This window comes from Janthinobacterium sp. PSPC1-1, assembly GCF_049897625.1.
GTDB classification, from domain to species: domain Bacteria; phylum Pseudomonadota; class Gammaproteobacteria; order Burkholderiales; family Burkholderiaceae_D; genus Janthinobacterium; species Janthinobacterium tructae.
Genome location: NZ_JAFCWP010000002.1, coordinates 50,390 through 74,916, shown reverse-complemented (window position 1 = coordinate 74,916; position 24,527 = coordinate 50,390). Strand labels below are relative to the sequence as shown.

Annotated in this window: 21 protein-coding genes; 6 read left to right on the top strand and 15 right to left on the bottom strand. The window is 62.9% G+C overall.

From position 1 onward, the window contains the following. The first annotated feature begins 97 nt into the window (after positions 1–97). The 5 genes from ACP7EG_RS07860 to ACP7EG_RS07840 all read left to right on the top strand — a co-directional run bounded on the left by ACP7EG_RS07860 (position 98) and on the right by ACP7EG_RS07840 (position 4,213). Positions 98–1,111, top strand: coding sequence for a bile acid:sodium symporter family protein (locus ACP7EG_RS07860; protein WP_426087200.1), 1,014 nt, complete (start codon positions 98–100; stop codon positions 1,109–1,111). 109 nt (positions 1,112–1,220) lie between these two features. Beyond that, on the top strand, positions 1,221–1,997 hold the full coding sequence (gene modA, locus ACP7EG_RS07855) for a molybdate ABC transporter substrate-binding protein (protein WP_426087199.1): 777 nt from the start codon (positions 1,221–1,223) through the stop codon (positions 1,995–1,997). 17 nt (positions 1,998–2,014) lie between these two features. After that, entirely contained in the window at positions 2,015–2,686 is a 672-nt protein-coding gene (gene modB, locus ACP7EG_RS07850; protein WP_096232821.1) for a molybdate ABC transporter permease subunit, read from the top strand. Positions 2,687–2,703: 17 nt separating this feature from the next. Beyond that, positions 2,704–3,405, top strand: coding sequence for a sulfate/molybdate ABC transporter ATP-binding protein (locus ACP7EG_RS07845; protein ID WP_426087628.1), 702 nt, complete (start codon positions 2,704–2,706; stop codon positions 3,403–3,405). Between the two features lie 40 nt (positions 3,406–3,445). Beyond that, entirely contained in the window at positions 3,446–4,213 is a 768-nt protein-coding gene (locus ACP7EG_RS07840; protein ID WP_426087627.1) for a TOBE domain-containing protein, read from the top strand. A 101-nt stretch (positions 4,214–4,314) separates the two neighbouring features. Here ACP7EG_RS07840 and ACP7EG_RS07835 read toward each other — a convergent pair whose 3' ends face one another. Next, positions 4,315–7,389 carry a response regulator gene (locus ACP7EG_RS07835; RefSeq protein WP_426087198.1) on the bottom strand — a complete coding sequence of 1,025 codons (3,075 nt, stop codon included), beginning with the start codon at positions 7,387–7,389 and terminating at the stop codon, positions 4,315–4,317. A 239-nt stretch (positions 7,390–7,628) separates the two neighbouring features. On the opposite strand from ACP7EG_RS07835, the gene fnr reads away from it, so the two are divergent. Then, the gene (gene fnr, locus ACP7EG_RS07830) at positions 7,629–8,387 is read left to right on the top strand and encodes a fumarate/nitrate reduction transcriptional regulator Fnr (protein ID WP_071080086.1); all 759 of its coding nucleotides are present in this window, start codon (positions 7,629–7,631) and stop codon (positions 8,385–8,387) included. Between the two features lie 126 nt (positions 8,388–8,513). On the opposite strand, the gene ACP7EG_RS07825 is transcribed toward fnr, so the two are convergent. From ACP7EG_RS07825 to ACP7EG_RS07760, 14 genes are all read right to left on the bottom strand, one after another. Further along, positions 8,514–9,038, bottom strand: a complete 525-nt coding sequence (locus ACP7EG_RS07825; RefSeq protein WP_071080087.1) for a FixH family protein — start codon at positions 9,036–9,038, stop codon at positions 8,514–8,516. A gap of 146 nt (positions 9,039–9,184) precedes the next feature. Beyond that, a complete protein-coding gene (gene ccoG / locus ACP7EG_RS07820) occupies positions 9,185–10,567 on the bottom strand; it encodes a cytochrome c oxidase accessory protein CcoG (RefSeq protein WP_426087197.1) in 1,383 nt (460 codons plus the stop codon). Between the two features lie 4 nt (positions 10,568–10,571). After that, entirely contained in the window at positions 10,572–11,492 is a 921-nt protein-coding gene (ccoP, locus tag ACP7EG_RS07815) for a cytochrome-c oxidase, cbb3-type subunit III (protein ID WP_426087196.1), read from the bottom strand. Further along, positions 11,485–11,685: a cbb3-type cytochrome oxidase subunit 3 gene (locus ACP7EG_RS07810; protein WP_071080089.1), complete on the bottom strand. Its 201-nt coding sequence runs from the start codon at positions 11,683–11,685 to the stop codon at positions 11,485–11,487. Before ACP7EG_RS07810 ends, ccoP begins: the two co-directional genes overlap by 8 nt. Position 11,686: 1 nt before the next feature. Beyond that, complete coding sequence (gene ccoO, locus ACP7EG_RS07805; RefSeq protein WP_071080090.1) at positions 11,687–12,301, bottom strand: cytochrome-c oxidase, cbb3-type subunit II; 615 nt, start codon at positions 12,299–12,301, stop codon at positions 11,687–11,689. A gap of 15 nt (positions 12,302–12,316) precedes the next feature. After that, the gene (gene ccoN, locus ACP7EG_RS07800) at positions 12,317–13,744 is read right to left on the bottom strand and encodes a cytochrome-c oxidase, cbb3-type subunit I (RefSeq protein WP_071080091.1); all 1,428 of its coding nucleotides are present in this window, start codon (positions 13,742–13,744) and stop codon (positions 12,317–12,319) included. Positions 13,745–13,975: 231 nt separating this feature from the next. Further along, a complete protein-coding gene (gene ccoS / locus ACP7EG_RS07795; protein WP_426087195.1) occupies positions 13,976–14,155 on the bottom strand; it encodes a cbb3-type cytochrome oxidase assembly protein CcoS in 180 nt (59 codons plus the stop codon). 2 nt (positions 14,156–14,157) lie between these two features. Beyond that, on the bottom strand, positions 14,158–16,599 hold the full coding sequence (locus tag ACP7EG_RS07790) for a heavy metal translocating P-type ATPase (protein WP_426087194.1): 2,442 nt from the start codon (positions 16,597–16,599) through the stop codon (positions 14,158–14,160). Between the two features lie 22 nt (positions 16,600–16,621). Next, the gene (locus ACP7EG_RS07785) at positions 16,622–17,392 is read right to left on the bottom strand and encodes a sulfite exporter TauE/SafE family protein (protein WP_426087193.1); all 771 of its coding nucleotides are present in this window, start codon (positions 17,390–17,392) and stop codon (positions 16,622–16,624) included. A 9-nt stretch (positions 17,393–17,401) separates the two neighbouring features. Then, positions 17,402–18,850, bottom strand: a complete 1,449-nt coding sequence (hemN, locus tag ACP7EG_RS07780; protein ID WP_071080096.1) for an oxygen-independent coproporphyrinogen III oxidase — start codon at positions 18,848–18,850, stop codon at positions 17,402–17,404. Positions 18,851–18,875: 25 nt separating this feature from the next. Next, entirely contained in the window at positions 18,876–20,537 is a 1,662-nt protein-coding gene (locus ACP7EG_RS07775; RefSeq protein WP_426087192.1) for a methyl-accepting chemotaxis protein, read from the bottom strand. A gap of 195 nt (positions 20,538–20,732) precedes the next feature. Further along, positions 20,733–22,841 carry an EAL domain-containing protein gene (locus ACP7EG_RS07770; RefSeq protein WP_426087191.1) on the bottom strand — a complete coding sequence of 703 codons (2,109 nt, stop codon included), beginning with the start codon at positions 22,839–22,841 and terminating at the stop codon, positions 20,733–20,735. A 44-nt stretch (positions 22,842–22,885) separates the two neighbouring features. Further along, on the bottom strand, positions 22,886–23,317 hold the full coding sequence (gene yiaA, locus ACP7EG_RS07765; RefSeq protein WP_426087190.1) for an inner membrane protein YiaA: 432 nt from the start codon (positions 23,315–23,317) through the stop codon (positions 22,886–22,888). 85 nt (positions 23,318–23,402) lie between these two features. After that, a complete protein-coding gene (locus ACP7EG_RS07760) occupies positions 23,403–24,350 on the bottom strand; it encodes a DUF808 domain-containing protein (protein ID WP_426087189.1) in 948 nt (315 codons plus the stop codon). Between the last annotated feature and the right edge of the window lie 177 nt (positions 24,351–24,527).

The following is a 24,527-nucleotide window of genomic DNA, read 5'->3' as shown; positions in this document are numbered from 1 at the left end:
GCAATAGGGTTAGAATAGCCAGCACTGGCGCCGTTTCCGGCGCTTTTTGTCATCCACGGCGCAGTGTTGCAAGGCTGGGCCGCTACCAGGCTACCGCATGTCTTCTTTTTCCCCCGCCGCCCTGCTGCGCAATCTGAAACCCGACAATTTCACCATCGCCCTGCTCGTCACCGTGGCGCTGGCCAGTTTCCTGCCTTGCACGGGCACGACGGCCGTGGTCTTCGGCCACGTCACCACCGTCGCCATCGGCGCCCTGTTCTTCCTGCATGGCGCCAAGTTGTCGCGCGAAGCCGTGGTGGCCGGCGTCATGCACTGGCGCCTGCATTTGCTGGTGCTGGCCAGCACGTTCATTTTGTTCCCCCTGCTGGGCCTGGCCCTGCGGCCGCTGGCGCTGACGTTTCTCACGCCCGAGCTGTACGTGGGTATCCTGTTCCTGTGCGCCTTGCCATCGACCGTGCAGTCGTCGATCGCGCTGACGGCCATGGCGCGCGGCAATGTACCGGCGGCCATCTGCAGCGCCTCGGCCTCGAATTTCATCGGCATTTTTCTTGCTCCCATCCTGGTCGGCTTGCTGGTGGCGAAAGGCGGGGCAAGCAAGTCGTCGGTGGACGCCGTGCTGTCCATCGTCATGCAGCTGCTGCTGCCCTTCCTGGCCGGCCAGTTCCTGCGCCGCTGGATAGGCCGCTGGGTCGACCGCCATAAAGCCACCCTGAAATACGTCGACCAGGGCTCGATCTTGCTGGTGGTCTACACGGCCTTCAGTGAAGCCGTCAGCGAAGGCCTGTGGCATACGATTTCGGTGGAAACGCTGGTGGCGCTGGGCCTGTTCAGCATCTTGCTGCTGGCGCTGGTCCTGGGCCTGATGACATTCATCAGCCGCCGCCTGGGTTTTAACAAGGAAGACGAGATCGCCATCGTCTTTTGCGGTTCGAAGAAAAGCCTGGCCAGCGGCGTGCCCATGGCCAAGGTGCTGTTTGCCACGCACTCGCTGGGCATGGTGATTTTGCCGCTGATGCTGTTCCACCAGATTCAGCTGATGATTTGCGCCGTGATCGCGCAGAAATATGCGCAGCGCAAGGATGACCTGGGCAGCGAGAAAGTGGCCGCTTAAGACTGCGCTTGAAGCAAGTTCAGCCGTCTTGACCTGCGCCATGGTAGAACGCTATATATCGGTGTATATTACGCTCCTTGTTCACCGTTCACTTTACAAGGATACGATCATGCGCCTCACCTCCCTCGCCCAACTCCTCAGCGCCGCCCTGCTCGCTAGCGCCGCCACCTCCGCCTTTGCCGGCGAAGTGATGGTGTCGGCCGCGGCCAGCCTGACGAATGCGTTCAAGGATGCGGCGCAAGGCTATGAGGCGCAGTACCCGGGCAGCAAGGTGTCCTTGAACTTTGCCGCTTCGGGCGTGCTGCTGCAGCAGATCGTCAAGGGCGCGCCCGTGGACGTGTTTGCTTCGGCCGACCAGGAAACCATGGATGCGGCGCAAAAGCAGGGCCTGGTGCTGCCGGCCGAGCGCCAGGATTTCGTCAGCAACAGCCTGGTGCTGATCGTGCCGCACGATAGCAAGCTGGGCATCAAGAGCTTGAGCGATCTGACGCACAAGGGCGTGACCCGCGTGGCCATCGCCAACCCGGCCAGCGTGCCCGTCGGCCGGTACTCCGAAGGCGCGCTGAAGAAGGCGAAGCTGTGGGACGCCGTGCAAGCCAAGGCCATCGGCACGCAGAACGTGCGCCAGTCGCTCGACTATGTGGCGCGCGGCGAAGTCGACGCGGGCTTTGTCTACGCCACCGATGCGGCCATCATGAAAGACAAGGTGAACGTGGTGCTGGAGGTGCCCCTGGACGCGCCCGTGCTATACCCGATCGCCACCATCAAGGGCAGCAGCAATGCCGCCGAAGCGAAGCGCTTCGTCAGCTACCTGCAGACGGCGCCGGCGCAAGCCATCCTCGCCCGCTATGGATTCAAGCAAGCTGACGGATTCAAGAAACCCTAATTTAAGCACGCGCCTGCATGGATATCGCCTGGACCGCGCTGGCCCTGTCGCTCAAAGTAGCGGCCTGGGCCACGGCGCTCAATTTGTTGCTCGGCATCGGTACGGGCTATCTGCTGGCGCGCACGCGTTTTCCCGGGCGCGAGCTGCTCGACGCCCTGTTGACCCTGCCGATGGTGATGCCGCCCACCGTGCTCGGCTATTACTTGCTGGTGCTGCTGGGCCGGCGCGGCACCTTGGGCATCTGGCTGCAGGACAACTTCGGCATCAACCTCATCTTCACCTGGCAGGGCGCCGTCATCGCTTCCACAGTGGTGGCTTTTCCCCTCGTCTTCAAGCCCGCGCGCGCCGCCTTCGAGGCGGTCGACGGGCAGCTGGAGCAGGCGGCCCGCGTGCTGGGCATCTCGGAAATGGCCATCTTTTTCCGCGTGACTTTGCCGCTGGCCTGGCGCGGCATCCTCGCCGGCGTGCTGCTGGGTTTTGTGCGCGCGCTGGGCGAGTTTGGCGCCACGCTGATGGTGGCCGGCAGCATCCCCGGCAAGACGCAGACCCTGTCGGTGGCCGTGTATGAAGCCGTGCAGGCGGGCCAGGACGACGTGGCCAATACGCTGGTCGTGATTATCTCCCTTGTCTGCATCGTGGTGCTGTTGTCGGCTGGCCGCCTGGCGCCCGGGCGCATCGCGCACAAATGAGGCCTATGATGATGCCCATGCAACTCGACCTCGACATTCGCGCCACCTTGCGCTCCGGCAAACGCCGTTTCGACATGCACGTGCAATGCACCTCAAACAGCCAGCGCATCGCCGTGTATGGCCCGTCCGGTGCCGGCAAGAGCATGACCCTGAAAGCCATTGCCGGACTGTTCACGCCTGACGCCGGCCATATCCGCCTGAATGGCCGTACCCTGTTCGATTCCGCCGCCGGCATCAACTTGCCGCCGCAGCAGCGCAATGTCGCCTACCTGTTCCAGGATTACGCGCTGTTCCCGCACCTGACGGTGCGCCAGAACGTGGGCTTCGGCTTGGCGCGGGGCTGGTTCAACCCGCGCGCGCGCGAAAAATTGCAGAAGGTCGAGCATTGGCTCGACGCATTTCACTTGCAGGAACTGGCGCACCAGTTTCCCGACGAGTTGTCCGGGGGCCAGCGCCAAAGGGTGGCGCTGGCGAGGGCACTCGTGGCCGAGCCAAATGCGCTGCTGCTCGACGAGCCGTTTGCCGCCCTCGATCCGGCCCTGCGTGTCAAAATGCGTCTGGAGCTGAGCCAGTGGCAGCAGCGCTTGGACGTGCCCATGATCCTGATCACACATGATCCGGAAGATGCGCGCATCCTGGGTGAGCATGTGCTGTACTTGCGTGACGGACAAATTGACAGCATGGAAGAACATAAGGCATTGGGTGAACGCATTGGATAAATCAGCGGCAGCGGAAATCGGCCTGCAAGGTTCGGTATGGATGACGGTGGGCGGAGAAAATCTGGGCGGCGCCGGCAGGGTGGAATTGCTGGGTGCCATCGCCGAGTGCGGCTCCATCACGCAGGCGGCCAAGCTCGTCAAGATGAGCTACAAGGCGGCCTGGGACGCCATCGACGCGATGAACAACCTGGCTGGCGAGCCGCTGGTCGAGCGCTTGACGGGCGGCAAGGGCGGCGGCGGCACGCGGCTGACGCAACGGGGTCGCCAGCTGGTCGACAATTTCCGTATCATCGAGCGTGAGCATGCCCGCTACCTGCGCCAACTGGGCAGCCAGGCCGAAGGCATCGCCGACGATCTTTTACTCATACGGAGAATGGCCATGAAAACCACGGCACGCAATCAATTCCTGGGCAAAGTTGCCGAACTAAAACAAGGTGCCGTCAACGACGAAGTCACCCTGGCATTGCCAGGCGGCCAGCACATCGTTGCCATCGTCACGCAGGGCAGCAGCGCAAGCCTGGGCCTGGTGCCGGGCGCGGAAGCGTTTGCGCTGATCAAGGCGTCGTCGATCATCCTTGTGGCGGACAGCGAAGGGGCGCGCTTTTCGGCGCGCAATCAATTGGCCGGCACCGTGACGCGCGTGCAGACGGGCGCCGTCAACACGGAAGTGGTGCTGGACTTGCCGCGTGGCGGCACGATCGCCGCCATCATCACCAACCAGAGCAGCACCGACCTGGGCATCGCCATCGGCAGCAGCGTGACGGCAATTTTTAAAGCCTCCAGCGTGATTCTGGGCGTGCCGGCGTAAATTTGGTAGGTCGGATTAGCGCGCAAGCGCGTAATCCGACATGATCCGCCAACAATGTTGTCGGATTACGCGGCGTGCCGCCGCTAATCCGACCTACTCTTTTAATCTTTCAGCCTCGACAACCAATCGGCGGCCGCCGCCAGCGCCTGTTCGAGTTCCTGCGCCGTGTGCGCCAGTAGCGCCGGCACCTCGTCCAGGCGGCCCGCGTCGATGGCTTCCTCGGTGGCAAACGCGGCGCGGATCAGGCGCTTCGTGCCCAGGGTACCCACGGAACCGCGCACGCCGTGCAGGATGCGCGCCACGTCGCTGTGGCGGCCCGTTTGCAACGCTGTTTCGGCGTCGCGCACGGGCGTCATGCCCTTGTTCAGGGCGTCTTCCACCATGCGCCGCAGCACGCCGCGCCCCTTGGCATCGCGGCCCATCACGCGCATCAGCGGCGCCATGGAAAATACCTCCTCATCGGCAACTGTCACCGGCTCGGCCGTTTGCACTGGCGGGCGCTTCGGCAGGTGGCGCAGGATGACTGCCATCATCTCTTCCACCACCACGGGCTTGGCGATGAAATCGCTGATGCCGGCCGTCATGCAGCGCTCGCGCTCGGAGGCCAGCACGCCGGCCGTCATGGCGATCACGGGCAAGTTCAAGCGCAGTTCCGTGCGGATGATGTGGGTGGCGCTGAAGCCGTCCATGACAGGCATCTGCATGTCCATCAGCACGATGTCGTAGCGCAGCGCCTCCGTGCGCAGCCGTTCCACGGCTTGCAAGCCGTCGCCCACCACGTCCAGGGTGGCGCCCATGTGTTCGAGGATGCCGCGCGCCACGGCCTGGTTCAAATGATTGTCTTCCACCAGCAGGAAATGCACGCCGGCCAGTTCGGTGCCCAGCGGCTGGTGCAGGATGCGCTGTTCGCCGCCATCGTTCTTGGCGATCAGCGCCTGGTGCAGGGCATCGAACAGGCTCGAACCCGTGATTGGCTTCATCAGCACGACATCGGCCTCGGCCGCGCTGGAGATTTCTTCCAGGTGGTTGCGGGCGAAGGCGTTGACCATCACCACGATGGGTTGGCGCTGGCCGCTGGCCGCCTGGCGGATGGCCTTGGCCGTGGCCAGGCCGTCCATGACGGGCATGTGCCAGTCGGCCAGCACCACGTCGTACGGTTGCTGCTGCGCCAGGCGTTCGCGGTACAGTTCGATGGCGGCAAAGCCGGAGTCCACTTCGTCGGCCAGCCAGCCCCAGGCTTCGATCAGCTTGACGATCAGTTCGCGCGTGGTGCGGTTATCGTCTGCCACCAGCAGGCGCAGCTGGCCCAGGGCCGGCGTGCGCCGCGTTTCGGCCGGCTGCGCCAGCATCTCGAACGGCACGCTGAACCAGAAGCGGCTGCCCTTGCCTTCGCTACTGGCCACGGCGATATCACCGCCCATCATGTGGATCAGCTGCTTGCTGATGGCCAGGCCCAGGCCCGTGCCGCCGAAGCGCCGCGTGATGCTCTGGTCGCCCTGTGAAAAGGCGGCAAACAGCTGCTGTTGCTGCAACTCCGTCATGCCGATGCCCGTGTCGCGCACTTCGAAGCGCAGCCAGGCGCGGCCTTGTTGGCTTTCGGCCAGGCTGACGGCCACCACCACTTCGCCGCTCTCCGTAAACTTGATGGCGTTGCCGGCCAGGTTGACGAGGATCTGCTGCAGGCGCTGGGCGTCGCCCACCAGGCGCCGCGGCACGTCCGGCTCGACGGCGATGGCCAGTTCCAGCTCCTTTTCGCCCGCATTCATGGTCATCGTCGTGGCCAGCGTGTTCATGACCTCGTCGAGGTCGAATTCGACGGGCGACAACTCCATGCGGCGCGCCTCGATCTTCGAATAGTCGAGCACGTCGTTGAGGATGCCCAGCAGCGACTGGCCCGCCACGCGCACCATGGTCAGATACTTGCGCTGTTCCGTATCGAGCTTGGTATTGCCCAGCAAATACACCATGCCCAGTACGGCATTCAGGGGCGTGCGGATTTCATGGCTCATGTTGGCCACGAAATCGCTCTTCGCGCGGTTGGCCGCCTCGGCCCGGTCGCGTTCCTGTTCCAGCTCCGCCGCACGCGCTTCGAGTTCCTGCTGCAGGCGGTCGCGTTCGCTCATCAGGCTGTTGAACGCTTCCGTCAGTTCGCCGATCTCGTCGCGCTGCCGCACCGGCACGGGCGTGAAGCGGCTGCCACTGGTGCGCATGGCTTGCAGCGTGTCGCGCAGGTGCACCAGCGGCGACAGCAGGCGCACGGTGACCCAGCCCAGAATAAACGCGGCCAGCAGCGAAGCGAGGACGCTCCACAGCACCAGCCGGTACAGCACGCCATCGAACGGTTCGAAGGCATCATCGAGAGGCAGCGAGGCGGCCAGCAGCCAGTTCACCGATTTCAGGCGCTTGAAGCTGTTGACGGCCGTGATGCCGCGGCTGTTGGTGCTGACCATGCTGCCTTCGCCATCGTTCTTCAGCAACTGGGTCGTCGTCAGGTTGGCGTTCGGCTGGCGCGGCTGCAGCAAGCGGCTGGTATCGGGGTGCAGCACATAGCGCGGCACGGCGCCGCGCGTGAGGATGAAGTAATAGCCGCTCTTGCCGATCTTTTCCGAGCGCAGGCGTCCCAACAGGTTGTCCTTGTACAGGCGCAGCACACCGATCACCACGCCGGCCACCTGGCCATCGGCCGTGAGCACGGGCGCCACCATCTGCACGATGGGCATGCCGCTCGACTTGCCCAGCATCGGCTCGGTGATCATGGGCTGGCGCGTGCGCAGGACGGTCTGGAAATACTCGCGCTCGGCGACGTTGATGCCGGCGCGCCCCGCCACTTCCGGCATGTCGGCCACGACGGCGCCTTGCGCATCGAGCACCAGCACGTCGTCGAACAGTACCAGCATCGAGCGGCGCGCATAGTATTCGCGCAATTGGGCTGGCTGGGCGATCAATTCCGGCGGCTGCTGCCTGGCCGTCAGCGTGACGATCTGCAGCAGCATGCCCAGCTTGTCGTCGAGTTCGGCAGCGGTGCGGGTGATCAGGGCAGACTGCTGGCTCAGCAGTACTCGGGTGAAGTCGGCGCGCATGTGCTGCACCTGTATCATGGTGACCAGCGCGATCATGGCGATCGAGGTCAGGCTGGTGGCCAGCGCGACTTTTGCTTTGATGCCGAGAGGCTTCATGATTTCCTTTTCAGTACCGGGCGGTACAGGCGGCAGCTAATGCTGTCGGGAATTTTCCTATCAATACATCAACTTGGCAAGCGGCGCCGCGCAAATTGCCTTTCCCACATGGGCTTTTAATGATGTTGCCATATAATCAAGGTTAGAACGTCGTTTATTCAGCGGAAATGCGGTGAAATTGGCACACGGCAACCCTGTATGCAGTAAACTCGTTATTGCATTTTCTAAAAGGTACCGACATGACTGAAGCGCTACTCACTCCCACCATGCCCACAGTGACCGTGGAAGCGTTGCGTGCGCGATGCTCGACCTGCAGCATGCATCAATTGTGCCTGCCGATGGGCCTCGATGTGGGCGACATGGACAGGCTGGACCAGATCATCGGCCGCCGCCGCAAGATCGTGCGCGGTGCCTCGCTGTTCCGCATCGGCGACTCGTTCCAGAATCTGTACGCGATCCGCCTGGGGCACTTCAAGACGTACCAGATCAATCCGGGCGGTGAAGAGCAGGTGACGGGTTTCCAGATGGCTGGCGAACTGCTGGGCATGGACGCCATCAGCGCCGACCGCCACCACTGTAATGCGGTGGCGCTGGAAGACAGCGAAGTGTGTGAAATTCCGTTTTCCAGCCTGGAACAGTTGCTGGGCAATATGCCGACCCTGCTGCGCCATTTCCATCGCATGATGAGCCAGGAAATCACGCGCGAGCAAAGCGTCATGCTGTTGCTGGGCAATATGCAGGCGACCCAGCGTTTTGCCGCCTTTATCGTCAACCTGGCCTCGCGCTATGAAGCGCGCGGCTATTCGGCTAGCAAATTTCAGCTGCGCATGTCGCGCGAGGAAATCGGCAATTACCTGGGGCTGACCATCGAGAGCGTCAGCCGTTTATTGTCGAAATTCAAGAAGGAAGGCTGGCTGCGCGTCTCCAACCGCGAGATCGAGATTTTGCAGCCCGCCAAGTTGAAAGCCATTACAGCCGGCACGGACGTCTGCAAATAACAGCACCGTCAAAACCTACTGCGCGTCGCGCTTTGCGGCCTGCGATGCTCGCTGTGCTCTAGCACAGCTGCGCTTCTTAGCCACAAATCACTGCCGCTCGCTACGGTTTTTTCCCGGCGCTGTACGTTATAGCTCTTCATCCGCATGCAGCGCGATGCTGCGCTGCAGCGGCCAGGTCCAGATGCCGGACAGGCGCCACTCGCGTTTGTCGTTTTCCACCAGTACTTGCCAGCGGCTGCGCTCGAGCATCGGCAGCGCCACGGAAAAATTGCCCGCCGCATCGGGCTGCACCAGCAGCTTGATATCCTTTTCCGGCAAGGTCGCATGCGCCAGATGCAGCTGCAGCGGACCCTGGTAAGCCTTGCCGAAGCTGTGCACGGAACCACTCAGGCGCGCCTGTGCCACATCATAGGACAGGCTGGTATCCATCGCCAGGTCGCTGGCGATCGTGTCGCGCTTCAAATCCTGGTTGATCGCCTTGCCCTGCTTGTAATAGTCGCCCACCACCAGCGCATCAGGCTGCGTAAACGCGATATAGCCCATGAAGCTGCCGACGACCACGGACAGGCCGGGACCGATCATCAGCAGCCATGGCCAGCGATGCTTGTACCACGGGGCAACGGGGGCTTGCAGCTTGAGACTGTCGGACATTTTGTTCTCCTTGGGGTCAGACCCTTTGGGTCTGACCCCAGCTTTTGCTTCTGGGTTGAAAATAAAGTAAAGCTAACGCATGTTTGATGCTACCCCTACGGCGAAATACCGGGGTCGGACCCAGAGGGTCCGACCCCGAATCAACATCACCGCGGCACGATGAATACCGCGCTTTCACGCACATGCAACGATGGGTTGTCCAGCGATTGTAGCTCGACTGCAATCTTGTTCGAACCCTTCTCGCCCACGCCATGCGGCACGCGCAGGCGGATCGGCCAACCCAGCGTTTCTGTCGGCTGCAAGGTCACCTCTTCGCGCGTCAGCAAGGTCAGACCCGGCAAGCCGGAAGCGCTGATTTTAAAATGCTGGATTTGCTCCGAGGTGTTCATGATCTGCAAGCGGTAGACGTTTTCGATCATGCCGTCTTCCACTTCGCGTCCCATCGAACCGCGGTCGCGGATGACGTCCATTTTCAGGGGCGTGCGCAGCGCCAGCGAGGTACACACGGCGATGATGATCAGGGCCAGGATGGAAGTGTAGATCAGCACGCGCGGGCGCATGGCGCGCTGGCGGATCTGCTTCGAATTGAAGTTGTTTTCCATCGCATGGTCGGTACTGTAGCGTACCAGTCCCCGCGGCCGGTCGACCTTGTCCATCACGGTATTGCAGGCATCGACGCAGGCGGCGCAGCCGATGCATTCATACTGCAGGCCGTTGCGGATATCGATGCCGGTCGGACACACTTGCACGCACAGGGTGCAGTCGATGCAGTCGCCCAGCTTGTCGTTGTTGCCGGCCTTCTTGCTGATGGCGCCACGCGGTTCGCCGCGCTTGGCATCGTAGGTGATGATCAGGGTGTCCTGGTCGAACATGGCGCTCTGGAAGCGCGCGTAGGGGCACATGTATTTGCACACCTGCTCGCGCAGCCAGCCCGCGTTGCCGTAGGTTGCCAGGCTGTAGAACAAGACCCAGAACCATTCCCAGGGACCGAAATTGAGGGTGGTCACCTCGCGCGCCAGTTCCTTGATCGGCGTGAAATAGCCGACAAAGGTAAAGCCCGTCCACAGGGCGATGGCGCCCCATGCCAGGTGCTTGGCCGTCTTCTTGAAGGCCTTGCGCACGGAGGGTCCCTGCTTGTCGAGGGCCATGCGCGCGCTGCGCGTGCCCTCGATGCGGCGTTCGACCCACAGGAAGATTTCCGTGTATACCGTTTGCGGGCAAGAGAACCCGCACCACACCCGCCCGGCGATGGCCGTGACGAGAAACAACAAATACGCACAGATGATCAGCAGGGCCGCCAGATAGATGAAATCCTGGGGCCACAGCACGACGCCGAAAATGTAGAACTTGCGCGTGGTCAAATCGAACAGCAGGGCTTGCCTGCCATTCCAGGTCAACCACGGCAAGCCGTAGAACGCCAGCTGGGTAAGCCATACGCATACCCATCGCCAGGTAGCGTAGCGTCCTTTGGCCTCGCGAGGGTAGATCTGCTCGCGGGCCGCATACATCTTGATGACTTGAGGTTCCATTACATCATTTCACGGGCGTCTGTGGATTCGACAGGCTCCAGACATACGCCGACAGCACGTGGACCTTGGACTCGCCGAGGAAATCGCTGAAGGCCGGCATGGTGTTGCTGCGTCCCTTGCGTACGGTTTCCATGATGGTATCAGCACTGCCGCCGTACAGCCAGATCTTGTCCGTCAGGTTAGGCGAACCGAGCATCTGATTGCCCTTCGCATCGGCGCCATGACAGGCCATGCAGGCGCCGAACTTGGCTTTGCCCAGCACGGATTTGACGGGGTCCGAGGTGGAACCGGACAGGCTCAGCACATAATGGGCCACGTTCTCGACATCCTTTTCGGAGCCCAGGGCGGCACCCATCGGTGGCATCTGCCCATTGCGGCCATGCAGGATGGTGGTCTTGATGATGTCGGGTTCACCGCCATACAGCCAGTCCTTGTCGGTCAGGTTGGGGAAGCCCTTGTTGCCGCGCGCATCCGAACCGTGGCATTGCGCGCAGTAGGTCAGGAACAAACGCTGGCCGATGGCCAGTGCCTGCGGATCGGCGGCCACCGTCTTCAAGTCCTGGCTCAGGTACTTGTTGAACAGGGGACCGTAGTCGGCTTCCGCCTTCTTCAGCTCTTCCTCGTACTGGCCCGTCGATTTCCAGCCCAGGCTGCCGGCATAGGTGCCCAGGCCCGGGTACAGGAACAGATACGCCAGGGCGAAGACGATGGTGATGTAGAACAACCACATCCACCAGCGCGGCATCGGCGTGTTGAGTTCCTTCAAGTCCTCGTCCCAGACGTGGCCCGTGGTGCCGTCGGCAGGCGCGCCTTCGACCACTTTGATTTTCGACTGCGAGTACAGCAGCACGCCGCAGCCGATGATGCCCAGCAGGGACAGCACGACGATGTAGATATTCCAGAAGCCATTGGTAAAATCAGCCATGGTTGCGCTCCCCTTGTGCCGGTGCGGCATCGGCCGCGTAGTCGAGCGCCTCGTCGTCGAACGGCAGGCGCGCCGCCGCGTCGAAGTCGCTATTGCTGCGGCTGAACGTCCACCACAGGATGCCTACGAACGTCGTAAAGGAAACCACCGTCATGACGCTGCTGGCGCTGTCAAACAGGTTCTCGATTGCCATGCTAATTCCTTGTTTTGATTAATGTACCGAGGCCTTGCAGATAGGCGACCAGGGCGTCTTCTTCCGTCTTGTCCTGCAGCTGCGCCGGGCCGGCGGTGATTTCCGCATCGCTGTACGGCTGGCCCAGGCGTTGCAGGGCGCGCATCTTCGGCATGATGTCGTCAGGCACCAGCTTGGTCTTCGCCAGCCATGGGTAGGCCGGCATGTTCGACTCGGGCACCACGTCGCGCGGGTTGTTCAAGTGCGTGCGATGCCATTCATCGCTGTAGCGGGCGCCCACGCGGGCCAGATCCGGCCCCGTGCGCTTGGAACCCCACTGGAACGGACGGTCGTAGACGAACTCGCCAGCGACCGAATAGTGGCCATAGCGTTCCGTTTCCGCGCGCAGCGGACGTACCATCTGCGAGTGGCAGTTGTAGCAGCCTTCGCGCACGTAAATGTCGCGGCCCGCCAGGCGCAGCGGCGAATACGGCTTCAGGCCGGCGACCGGTTCCGTCGTGCTCTTCTGGAAGAACAGGGGAATGATCTCGACGGCGCCGCCGATGCTGATCACTACCGTGACCAGGGCGATCAGCAGCCAGGGGTTTCTCTCAATCCATGCATGTGAAAATTTCATTTGCTTTTGCTCCTATCAGGCGTGCGCCGCGTTCAGTTCCGGAATGCGGGCGACGGGGAGTTTGCTGCCGCGCAAGGTCATCCAGGTGTTGTAGCCCATGATGCACATACCCGACAGGTACAGCAGGCCACCGGCCACGCGCACCACGTAGTACGGATACGTTGCTTTCACGCTCTCGACAAAGGTGTAGGTCAGGGTGCCGTCCGGATTGACCGCACGCCACATCAGGCCCTGCATCACGCCGGCGATCCACATTGCGGCGATGTACAGCACGATGCCGATGGTGGCCACCCAGAAGTGCACATCGACCAAACGCGTGCTGTGCATCTGCGTGCGGCCCGCCAGGCGTGGCAACAGATAGTAGATCGAACCCATGGTGATGAAGCCCACCCAGCCCAGGGCGCCCGCATGCACGTGTGCAACGGTCCAGTCGGTGTAGTGCGACAGCGAGTTGATGGTCTTGATCGACATCATCGGACCTTCGAAGGTGGCGATACCGTAGAACGACAGCGAGACGATCATGAATTTCAGGATCGGATCGGTGCGCAGCTTGTGCCAGGCGCCCGACAGGGTCATGATGCCGTTGATCATGCCGCCCCAGCTTGGTGCCAGCAGGACCAGCGAGAAGACCATGCCGATCGATTGCGTCCAGTCAGGCAATGCCGTGTAGTGCAGGTGATGCGGGCCCGCCCACATGTAGGTGAAGATCAGCGCCCAGAAGTGGACGATGGACAGGCGGTACGAGTACACGGGGCGCTCGGCCTGTTTCGGGATGAAGTAGTAGACCATGCCCAAGTAGCCGGCGGTCAGGATGAAACCCACCGCGTTATGGCCGTACCACCACTGGATCATGGCGTCCTGTACGCCCGCATAGGCGGAATACGACTTGGTGAACGAGGCTGGCATGACGGCGCCATTGACCACGTGCAAAATCGTCACGGCCAGAATGTAGGCGCCGAAGAACCAGTTGGCCACGTAGATATGCTTGACCTTGCGCTTGATCAGTGTGCCGAAGAACACGATGGCGTAGGCGATCCAGACGACGGCGATGAGGATGGCGATAGGCCATTCCAGCTCGGCGTATTCCTTGCCGCGTGTCAGGCCCATGGGCAGGGTGACGACCGCGCACAGGATCACAGCTTGCCAGCCCCAGAAGGTGAAGGCGGCCAGTTTGTCGGAAAACAGGCGCACCTGGCAGGTGCGTTGTACAACGTAGTACGAGGTGGCGAACAGGCCGCAGATGCCGAAGGCGAAAATTACCGCATTCGTGTGCAGCGGACGCAAGCGTCCGTATGTCAGCCATGGTATGTCGAGGTTCAGGGCAGGCCAGGCCAACTGAGCGGCGATGATAACGCCAACCAGCATGCCGATGATGCCCCATACCACAGTAGCGACCGCGAATTGCTTCACGATCTTGTAGTTATAGTTCAGCGATTGATCCACAAAGACTCTCCCTGGAATTACTATTTATGATGGTGGCCAGAGAGTAAGTGTTTGACCGCGAAAAAACTTTGATGTGGATCAAAATTCCCCGGATGAAATAAGCGTAGCGAACTGGCATCGAAATAAAGCGATATTTCGGTCAAAAAAGCCATGCAAGATCCCTGCAATCAGAGGGGATGTGGGGCAGGCGCGCCGGCCGTGGCGTACGGGACGCCGGCCGGGCTGGAGGGGTCAGGGATGCGGGTCGCCGGGCACCGGCGGCTTGACCGTCGTATCGTCGTCCTGCAGCACGCGCAGGCCCGGTCCGACGAGGTCGTCGAACTGGCCGCTGTCCGAGGCCGTGAAATACACCCACAGCGCGATGAAGACGACCACGACGCTTAAGGGGATGAGGAGGTAGAGTGCTTCCATGTTCAGGCTTTCCGCAGGCGCAGGGCGTTGGCGATGACGACCGCCGAGCTGGCAGCCATGCCGACGCCGGACAGCCAGGGGTTGAGGTAACCCAGCGCGGCGGCCGGGATGGCCGTCAGATTGTACAGGGTGGCCCAGCCCAGGTTTTCGCGGATGATGCGCATGCTGCGCGCGGCCGTTTTCGCCGTGTCAAGCACGGAAACCAATTGGCTCGACAGCAGCACCGTATCCGCATGCGCCTGTGCCAGCGCGGCGCCGGAACCCATGGCGAACGAGACGTCGGCCGCGCTCAGCACGGCGGCGTCGTTGATGCCGTCGCCGACCATCGCCACGACGGCGCCCGTCGCCTGCAATTGCTGCACGAAATCGAGCTTTTCATCGGGCAGGCATTCGCCGCACGCCGTGTTGATGCCCAGTTCCGTCGCCACGCTTTGCGTTAGCGCTTCCTGGTCGCCACTCAGCAGCACGACTTGCTTGCCGCGCCGCTGGAAATACGCGACCACTTCACGCGCTTCCGGGCGCAACGCATCGCTGAGCAAAAAGCGCGTCAGCCAGCGCCCCTGCATGCCCAGGTATAGCGGCGTCATGCCCTGCATGCCGACGGCCGTGTCGCCCAGCGGCGGCCCGGCGATGGCGGCGACAAAGGCCGCATTGCCCAGGCGGTAGCGCACGCCGTTGATCACGCCTTCGAGTCCCTGGCCCTGCACTTCCTGCAATTGTTCCGCATGCGCACGCGCCTGCTGTCCTGGCAACCCTTCGGCGGCGGCCAGGATCGCCTGCGCCAGCGGATGGGCGCTGCCCGCTTCCAGCGCGGCGGCCACTTGCAGGCAGTCGTCCTCCGTCAGGCTGCCGAGTCCCTCGATCTGTTGCAGCACGGGCCGACCCAGGGTCAAGGTGCCCGTCTTGTCGAAGACGATGTGGGTGGCGCGGTGCAAGGTTTCCAGCACATGCGGCTGGACGATCAAGACGCCGCGTCGCAGCAGGCTGTCGGTGGCGGCCGCCAGCGCCGTCGGCGTGGCGAGAGACAGCGCACACGGGCACGACACGACCAGCACGGCGATGGCCACGGGCCAGGCCCGCGACGCATCGTGCCAGCTCCAGAAGGCGAACACGGCGATGGCAAACAGCAGCAGGCCCAGCACGAACCAGGCGGCGACCTTGTCGGCCCACTGCGCGATCTGCGGCTTGCCGCTGCCGGCCCGCTCGATGAGTTTTAACAGGTCCGACAGGGTGCTTTCACGCGCCGGTTTCAAGACGCGCAGGATCAATGCCGCGCTGGCGTTGATGGCCCCGCCCGGCACCTGTTCGCCCGTCTTGCGCCGCTGGGCCGCGCTCTCACCCGTCAGCAGGGATAAATCGAGCGCGCTCGTGCCCTCGATGATGACGCTGTCGGCGGCGATCGCCTCGCCCGGTTTGACTAAAATGATGTCGCCCACGTCCAGCGTACCGGCCGGCACCAGGGTGGTGGCGCGGTTGTCGGGAAAGCCCGCCATCAGCGAGGCCGAGGCGGGCAAGGCGTGCTGCAAGCGCTCCAGCGCCGAGGCCGCCTTGCGGCGCGCCTGCAGCTCGTAATAGCGGCTGCACAGCAGCAGGAAGATGAACATCGTGGCCGAGTCGTAATACACCTCGCCGCGGCCCGTAAAGGTCGCCACCACGCTGCCGAAGAAGGCCGCCAGGATGCCCAGCGCCACGGGCACGTCCATGCCCAGTGTGCGTGCGCGCAGGCTGGCCCAGGCGCCCTGGAAAAACGGCATGGCCGAATAGCAGATGGCCGGTAACGTGAGCAGCAGGCTGGCCCAGCGCATCAGGCTGGCCATACTGTCGTCCAGGGTGCCGTCCTCGGCGGCCAGGTAGGCGGGCGCCACGTACATCATCACCTGCATCATCGACAGGCCCGCCACGAACAGCTGGCGGCCCAGGGTCTTGCTGGCCTTTTGCAGGCGCTCGCCATGGCGCACGGCGTCATACGGATAGGCCGTGTAGCCGACTTGCCGCACGGCTTGCAGGATGTCGCCCGGTTCACATTCGGCGCGGCTCCAGCGCACGTACATGCGCTCCGTGGCAACGTTCAGGCTGGCCGCCTGCACGCCGGGCAGGCGCGTCAGTTGGCGTTCGATCAGCCAGACGCAGGCGGCGCAGCGGATGCCTTCGACGGACAAGGTCGCTTCGCAGCTGCTGGCGTCGCGCGCGAATTGCGCGTCGTCATTGCTGTACAAACGCAGCTCGGGCGGCATCAGGGTGGCATCAAACGCGTTGACGGCGTATTCGTCGCGGTCGCGGTAGTACGCGCTCTGGCCGATGTCGACGATGGTTTGCGCCACCGCTTCGCAGCCAGGGCAGCACATGGCGCGCGGCAGCTCGTCGATGGTGACGTTCCAGTTCGAGCCACTTGGCACGGGCAAGCCGCAATGGAAGCAGGCGGACGGTTGTAAAACAGCATTCATAGTTTTGTTTTCATGCATCTTTTCATGGATGGCCAGTGACGCACAGGGCGTCGAGCCAGCCCAGCGACACGCCATTCGCGGCGCGCAGCAGGCCCAGCAAGCCAAAGCCAAGCACCAGCAAGCCGCTGGCGATGCGCACGGGACGGCGCTGCATCTGCGCGCGCAGGCGCGTGCCCAGCAAGCCCATGCCCAGCAGCATGGGCAGGGTGCCCAGGCCGAAGGCGGCCATGGCGGCGGCGCCTTGCAGGGCCGAACCTTGCAGCATGGCTGTCAGCAGGGCGCTGTAGACCATGCCGCACGGCACCCAGCCCCACAGGCCACCCACGGCCAGCGCTTTTAGCGGCGTATCCATCGGCATCAGGGGTTTCAACAAAGGGCGCACGCGGCGCCAGACGATATTGCCGGCCGCTTCCAGATGCGCCAGGCCGCGCCAGGCATCCATCAGGTACAGGCCCAGGGCGACGAGCATCAGGTTGGCCAGCCAGTAGCCGGCCACTTGCAGGGAAGCCATGTGCAGCATGCCCGCACCGGCCAGGCTGCCGGCCAGGGCGCCGGCCAGCATGTAGCTGCCGATGCGCCCGCCGTTGTAGGCCAGCACGCGCAGCACGTTCGATTGCAAGGTTGTCTGCAATGCGGGGCGCGCCACGGCGATGGCGATGACCGGGCGGGCAGGCGCCGCCGGTGCACCGCCGCTGATCGACAGGGCGCCCACGATGCCGCCGCACATGCCGATGCAGTGCACGCTGCCGGCCAGGCCGACCATGAACATGGGCACGAGGCTGAGGGCGTTCATCGGGCGGCGTTACACCGTTTTCGAGTAGCGCAGCGGCTGCACCGCGTCCGGCGCCGCGTTGGCGCGGGCCTGCGTCAGGTAGCGGTCGAAGACCATGCAGATATTGCGGATCAGCAAGCGCCCTTTCGGCGTCACCGTCAGCCAGTCTTCCTCGATGACGAGCAAGCCGTCACGGGCCAGTTCGCGCAGCTTTTCCAGCTCGGCGGCGAAATAGCTGCGGAACTTCACGGGGTGCGCTTGCTCGATGGTGGCGATCGACAATTCGAAATTGCACATCAGCATCTGGATGATGATACGGCGCAACAAATCATCGGTATCGAGCTTGATGCCGCGCGCGATCGGCAGCACGCCTTCGTCGAGTTTTTCGTAATACGCGTCCAGCGTTTTTTCATTTTGGCTGTAGACGGCGCCGACGGAACTGATGGCCGACACGCCGCAGGCGATCAGATCGGCTTCCGCGCGCGTCGAATAGCCCTGGAAGTTGCGGTGCAAACGGCCCTGGCGCTGCGCCACGGCCAGGTCGTCCGTCGGCTTGGCGAAATGGTCCATGCCGATGTAGACATAGCCGGCAGCCGTCAGGCGCGCGATGCACAGGCCCAGCATGGCCAGCTTGGTGGCGCTGTCGGGCATGTCGGCGTCGAGGATGCGGCGCTGCGGCTTGAACAGGTGCGGCATGTGCGCGTAGTGGTACAGGGCGATGCGGTCGGGGCTGGCGTTGATCACCTTGCGCAAGGTTTCCGTCATCGTCTCCAGGTTTTGCTTGGGCAAACCGTAGATCAGGTCGATGCTGATCGAGCGGAAACCGGCGTCGCGCGCGGCCTGCATGATGGCCACCGTTTCCGCTTCCGGCTGGATGCGGTTGACGGCTTTTTGCACGTCGGCGTCGAAATCCTGCACGCCCAGGCTGATGCGGTTAAAGCCTTGTGCGCGCAGCGAAAACACGCGTTCGCGCGACACGGTGCGCGGGTCGATTTCGATCGAATACTCGCCGTCTTCGTCGGAAGCGAACTCGAAATGCTGGCGCAAATGCAGCATCAGCTCATCCATCTGCTTTTCGCTCAGGTAGGTCGGTGTGCCGCCGCCGAAATGCAGCTGCTCGATCTGGTTCATGCCGGCAAACAGCTTGCCCTGCATGGCGATTTCCTGTTTCAGATAGCTGAGATAGGTGGCGGCCTTGCTGCGGTCTTTCGTGATGATCTTGTTGCAGGCGCAGTAGTAGCACAGGGTGTCGCAGAACGGCACGTGCACGTACAGCGACAGCGGACGGCGGCCACCGCGCATGCGCAGTGCGGCCAGCGCTTCGAGGAAGTTGCCGTAGCCGAAGTCGGCACTGAAACGGTCGGCGGTCGGATAGGACGTGTAGCGGGGGCCGGACTGGCTCATCTTGCCGATGATGACCGGGTCGAATTCGACGACGGCGTCCAGGTCGGCGGAAGCACTGCTGAGTAGTGTAGGCATGGTATATGTAAGGTCTTGAAAGGTGTTAAGCGGCCAGGCGTTTCAGAGCGGCGGGTTTGCCCGTGTTCGCGGCGCCTCCCTTGCCGCCAGGCATGGCGACGCGGCGCGGTGGCGGCATCTTGCCGAAATTAAACAGGCTCACGGCTTGCGACAGGCTGGCCGCTTCTTCCGCCAGGCGCGTGGCGGCCGCAGCGGCTTCTTCCACCAGGGCCGCGTTCTGCTGCGTCACCTGGTCCATGTGGGCGATGGCCTGGTTGACCTGGTCGACGCCGATGCTCTGTTCGCGCGAGGCGATGGAAATTTCCTGCATGATGGCCGTGACTTGCTTGACGGAACTGACCACCTGTTCCATGGTGGCGCCGGCGCGGTTCACCTGCAGCATGCCGGCGCCCACCTTGCCGACGGAAATCTCAATCAGCTGCTTGATGTCCTTGGCCGCCACGGATGAGCGCTGCGCCAGGTTGCGCACTTCACCCGCCACCACGGCGAAGCCCCGGCCCTGTTCGCCGGCGCGGGCCGCTTCCACGGCCGCGTTCAGGGCCAGGATATTCGTCTGGAAGGCGATGCCTTCGATCAGGCCGATGATGTCGACAATTTTCTTCGACGAGGTGTTGATCTCGTCCATGGTGGTGATCACTTCGGAAACGATCTCGCCACCCTGCACCGCCACTTTCGAGGCGGCCACGGCCAGCTCGTTCGCCTGCACCGAGTTGTCCGCGTTCTGTTTCACCGTCGACGAGAATTCCTCGATGCTCGAGGCCGTCTCTTCCAGGCTGGCCGCCTGCGATTCCGTGCGGCCCGAGAGGTCCATATTGCCAGCGGCGATTTGCTTGGTGGCCACGGCCATGGTTTCCACGTTGATACGCACGTCGCGGATGGTGGCGATCAGGTTGCTGTTCATCTGTTGCAGCGCGCGCAGCAATTGCCCCATTTCATCCGTGCTGTCCGTTTCGAAACTGCCCGACAGGTCGCCGGCGGCAATCGCCCGCGCGCCGTTCAGGGCCTTGCCCAGCGGCTTGAGCACGGACATGCGCAAGGTGTACCAGAGGAAAACGTTGATCAGGAAGCCGAACAGGGTGGCGCCGAAGATGGCGTAATTGGTGATCTTGCCGCCGCTGGCGAACAGGCTGATGACGCACACCAGCAGTTGCACACAGTTGACGATGGAGGTGGCGGCCCAGATGCGCAGGTTGAGCGACATGTGCGTCAGGTTGTGCAGCAGGTGCGCCAGGCCCGGGCGGACGATTTGCCCGTTCTTGATGACAATGTTGCCGCCTTCCTTGTTGCGGATGGCCGCGTAGGCTTCCTCGGTCGCCTTGACCTGATCCTTGTCGGCCTTCACGCGCACCGACATGTAGCCGATGGTCTTGCCCGCTTCGCGAATGGGTGTGACGTTGGCGCGCACCCAGTAAAAGTCGCCGTTCTTGCAACGGTTCTTGACCAGGCCCGTCCACGGCGTGCCGGCCTGGATCGAGGTCCACAGGTCGGCAAACGCTTCGGCCGGCATGTCCGGGTGGCGCACGATATTTTGCGGCGAACCGATCAGCTCTGCCTCGCTGAAGCCGCTGACCTGGCTGAAGTACGGGTTCACATACACGATGTTGCCGTTCATATCCGTTTTCGACACGATGGCCTGATCGTCCAAGACGAGAACTTCACGGTTAGTCACTGGCAAATTTTGGCGCATGGTCGCGGCTTCCTGATCAGTTAAAGAGCTAATTGGTGAGTAAGACTTGCACGATTGCAAGAATGGAGATCAGTGTAAGGAGTCGCCTGCGCAAATTTATTGATGTAGATCAAAATCCTCCAGATTGGTCGTGCTTGCACGCATTTAGGGATAGCAATGCGGCATTGTTTTAAAGCTACTGGTTGCCGGTGGAGGCTAATCCACGCCCGCCGTCAGGGGCCGCAAGCCGCCCACGGCGTAGCCTTGCGCGTAGTCGACGCCCAGTTCGCGGATGATGGCCAGGGTTTCCGCGTTTTCCACGTATTCGGCCACCGTTTTCAAGCCCATGACGTGGCCTACTTCATTGATGGCCTTGACCATGGCGCGGTTGATGGCATTGGTGGCGATGCCGCGCACGAAGATGCCGTCGATCTTTAAATAGTCGACGGGCAGGGCCCGCAGGTAGCCGAACGAGGAAAAGCCGCTGCCGAAGTCGTCGAGCGAGAAGCGGCAACCCACGGCCTTGAGCTGGCGCATGAACACTTGCGCTTTTGGCAAGTTGGCGATGACGGCCGTTTCCGTGATTTCAAAGCAGATTTGTTCGGGCGCAATCGCGTACTGCACGAACTGCGCCGTGATGTAGTCTTGCAGGCCGGGGTCGGCCAGCGACATGCCCGACAGGTTGACGGAATACATGGCCGGTGCCCGGCGCCGGCTTTCCGCCAGCGCTTCCAGTGGCGGCAGGCTGTCGCGCACGCTCTGGATATGCTGGCAGACGGCGCGGATGACCCAGCGGTCGATGGACAGCATCATGTCGTAGCGTTCGGCGGCGGGAATGAATGCGCCGGGCAGTATCAGGTCGCCCTTGCCGTTGCGGATGCGGATCAGCACTTCGTCATGTTGTTCCGGGCTGTCGCGCAGGTGCACGATGGGCATGGCGTACAGGCGGAAGTAGTCGTGTGTGAACGCTTCGTTCAGGCGTGAAATCCACAGCATTTCGCCATGCCGCTGCGCCAGCATGACGTCCGACTCCTGGTACACGTGCAGGCGGTTGCGACCCTGCTCCTTGGCCAGGCAGCAAGCCTGGTCGGCGGCGCTCAGCAGCTCGCTCATGGACTTGCTGTCCTGGTTGATTTCCGCGATGCCGATGCTTACGCCCAGTTCGAAGCTGTGTTCGTCCCAGGCGAAGGGGAATTCGCGCACGGACTGACGCAGCTGTTCGCCGATCAGGCGCGCATGCTCGAGCGGACAGTGCGGCAGCAGCACGCCCAGTTCGTCGCCACCGAGGCGCGCCAGGATGTCGCTGTCGCGCATCTGTCCCTGCAGCATCTTGGCCAGCAGCTGCAGCAGCACGTCGCCGGCGCCATGGCCACAGGTGTCGTTGATGATCTTGAACTGGTCCAGGTCGAGGTACAGCAGCGCATGCGCGTGGCCGCTTTCTTTGGCCGTATGCAGTGCACCCGCCACCAGGTGTTCGAATTCGCGTCGGTTGATCAGGCCCGTCAGGGTGTCGTGCGTGGCTTGCCACGACAATTGCTGGCTCAGCTTGCGTTCGTGGCTGACGTCGCGAAACACGACGACGGCGCCGAGGATCTCACCGTCGCGCGACCAGATGGGCGCGGCGGACTCTTCAATGGCGATGCGCCGGCCTTCGCGCGTGATCAGCTGCGAACGGGGGGAAATACCGATGGCCTGGCGCTGTTGCAGGCAGCGCATGGCCACGTGCTCGCGTGCTTCGCCTGTGCGCTCATCGGTCAGCGGCAAGGTCAGCCCGATGTCCAGGCCCTGTGCCATGCCGTTGCTCCAGCCCGTCAATTGCTCGGCCACGCGGTTCAGGTAGCGCGTCTTGCCCTGCGGATCGGTGGTGATGACGCCGTCGCCGATGGAGCTGAGCGTCACTTCGGCCAGTTCCTTGCGCTCGGCGATCATGAGTTCGCGCAGTATGTGCTCGGTGACATCCCAGATGATGCCCAGGGTGCGTTCGGGATGCCCGCCGCCATCCATGAAGACGTGCGCCTGGGCCGCCAGCCAGTGTTCGCTGCCGTCGGGCCAGATGACGCGGTATTGCAGGGCGTAGCCGCCGCGCCGGCGCACGCCGTCTTGCAGCACTTTGATCACCTTGTCGCGGTCATCGGCATGCACGCAGTCGAGGAAAGCGGGGAAGGAATGTGTCAGGGCGCGCTCCTCCAGGCCCAGCAAAGCCGCCCCCCTGGCCGACCAGATGACCGTGCCGTCGATAACCTGGCCAGCGACGATGCGCGAATCCCAGATGGCCATGTGCGCTGCTTCCAGCGCCATCTGTAAACGTTTCTGCTGGTCGCTCATCGTCTCTCCCGCTATGGATATAGAGATAGACGCGCCGTTGGCACTTAAGTTCCTGGCGCGTCGGCTGGCGTGGCGGCCGGGGCGCGTGCCACATCGCGCACATTCTTTTGTACGGCCACGGCGGCAAACAGGCTGAGCAGGAATGCCATGGCATAAAAGCCCTTTTCGCTGTTTTGCAGGGTGGCATTCCACAGGCCGACGGTGAGCAGCAGCAAGGCCAGCAACACGGAAATCCAGCACAGGCCGAAATACATGCCCGTCACGGCGACGCCTTCGCTACGGTCGCGCACGGATTTTTGCAGCGAGATGGCGGCGAACAGGCCATACATCAGGAGCGTGAAGTAATAGCCCTTCTCGTTGAGGGCCATCGTGGCGTTCCACAGGCCGGACAAATAGGTGATGGCGCCGATCAGCAGTGCCGCCCAGGAGGCACCGATGAAGGCGTTGCTGGGGCGTTGGATGGGGGAAGGCTGCATAGGGTCTCCATGGGCAGGCAGGCGCCGCCGGCATGGCCGGGGCGGCAGGCACGGATGCGCCTGCCGCCCCATCAGACCAGAAAGTTTATTTGTTTGGCTTGATCATGCGCAATAAAGCTGACACGGCCGTGACGCCGGCCAGCACCAGGCCACCGGCGATGACGCCGGCCACCGCGTTGATCAGGCTGGGGGTGACGGCGGCCAGCACGGGGCCGACGAGAGCCATGCCGCCGACGGCTTCTTCCGCGTGGTGCAGCATGGCGCTGGCCCACGGCCAGCCGTGCGTCAAAATGCCGCCGCCCACCATGAACATGGCCAGCGTGCCCACCACGGAGAGGAATTTCATCAGTTTCGGCGCCGCCGACACGAGCATGCGGCCAAATGCACGCACGCCGTTCATCAGCGCGCCCGCGCCCTTGCGCGCGGCCAGATAAAAGCCCGCGTCATCGAGCTTGACGATGCCGGCCACCAGGCCGTACACGCCCACCGTCATGATGATGGCGATGCCGACGACGACGGCCACCTGCTCGGCGAAGGTGGCCGCAGCCACCGTGCCCAGGGCGATGACGATGATTTCCGCCGACAAAATGAAGTCAGTGCGGATGGCGCCCTTGATCTTGTCCTTTTCCAGCGCCACCAAGTCGACCTGCGGGTCGCGCAGCGCCTGTGCCAGCTCGGCCTTGTGGCTGTCATCCGGATGCAGATACTTGTGGGCAATCTTTTCGAAACCCTCGAAGCACAGGTAGGCGCCGCCCAGCATCAGCAGTGGCGTGATGGCCCACGGCGCAAACGCGCTGATGGCCAGCGCGGCGGGCACGAGGATGGCCTTGTTCTTCAGCGAACCGACGGCGACGGCCCAGACGACGGGCAGTTCGCGCTCGGCGCGCACGCCGGCCACCTGCTGCGCGTTCAGGGCCAGGTCGTCACCGAGCACGCCGGCCGTCTTCTTGGCGGCCACTTTGGTCATCAGGGAAACGTCGTCGAGGATGCTGGCGATGTCGTCGAGCAGGGCCAGCAGGCTGGAGCCGGCCATCTCAGCGTGCTCCCACGGTGGCGGCAGGGGATCGTGGAGCGAGGAAAGTGTTGTTTTTCATGATGTTATTCTTGGTTGTACGGCAAGGGGTGACTGCGATCTTACCCCAGGGCGGGCCGGCAGGGCCGCACTGAGCGGGTTAAAATTGCCTCTTGTTACCATTTTTTGGGAAACCGC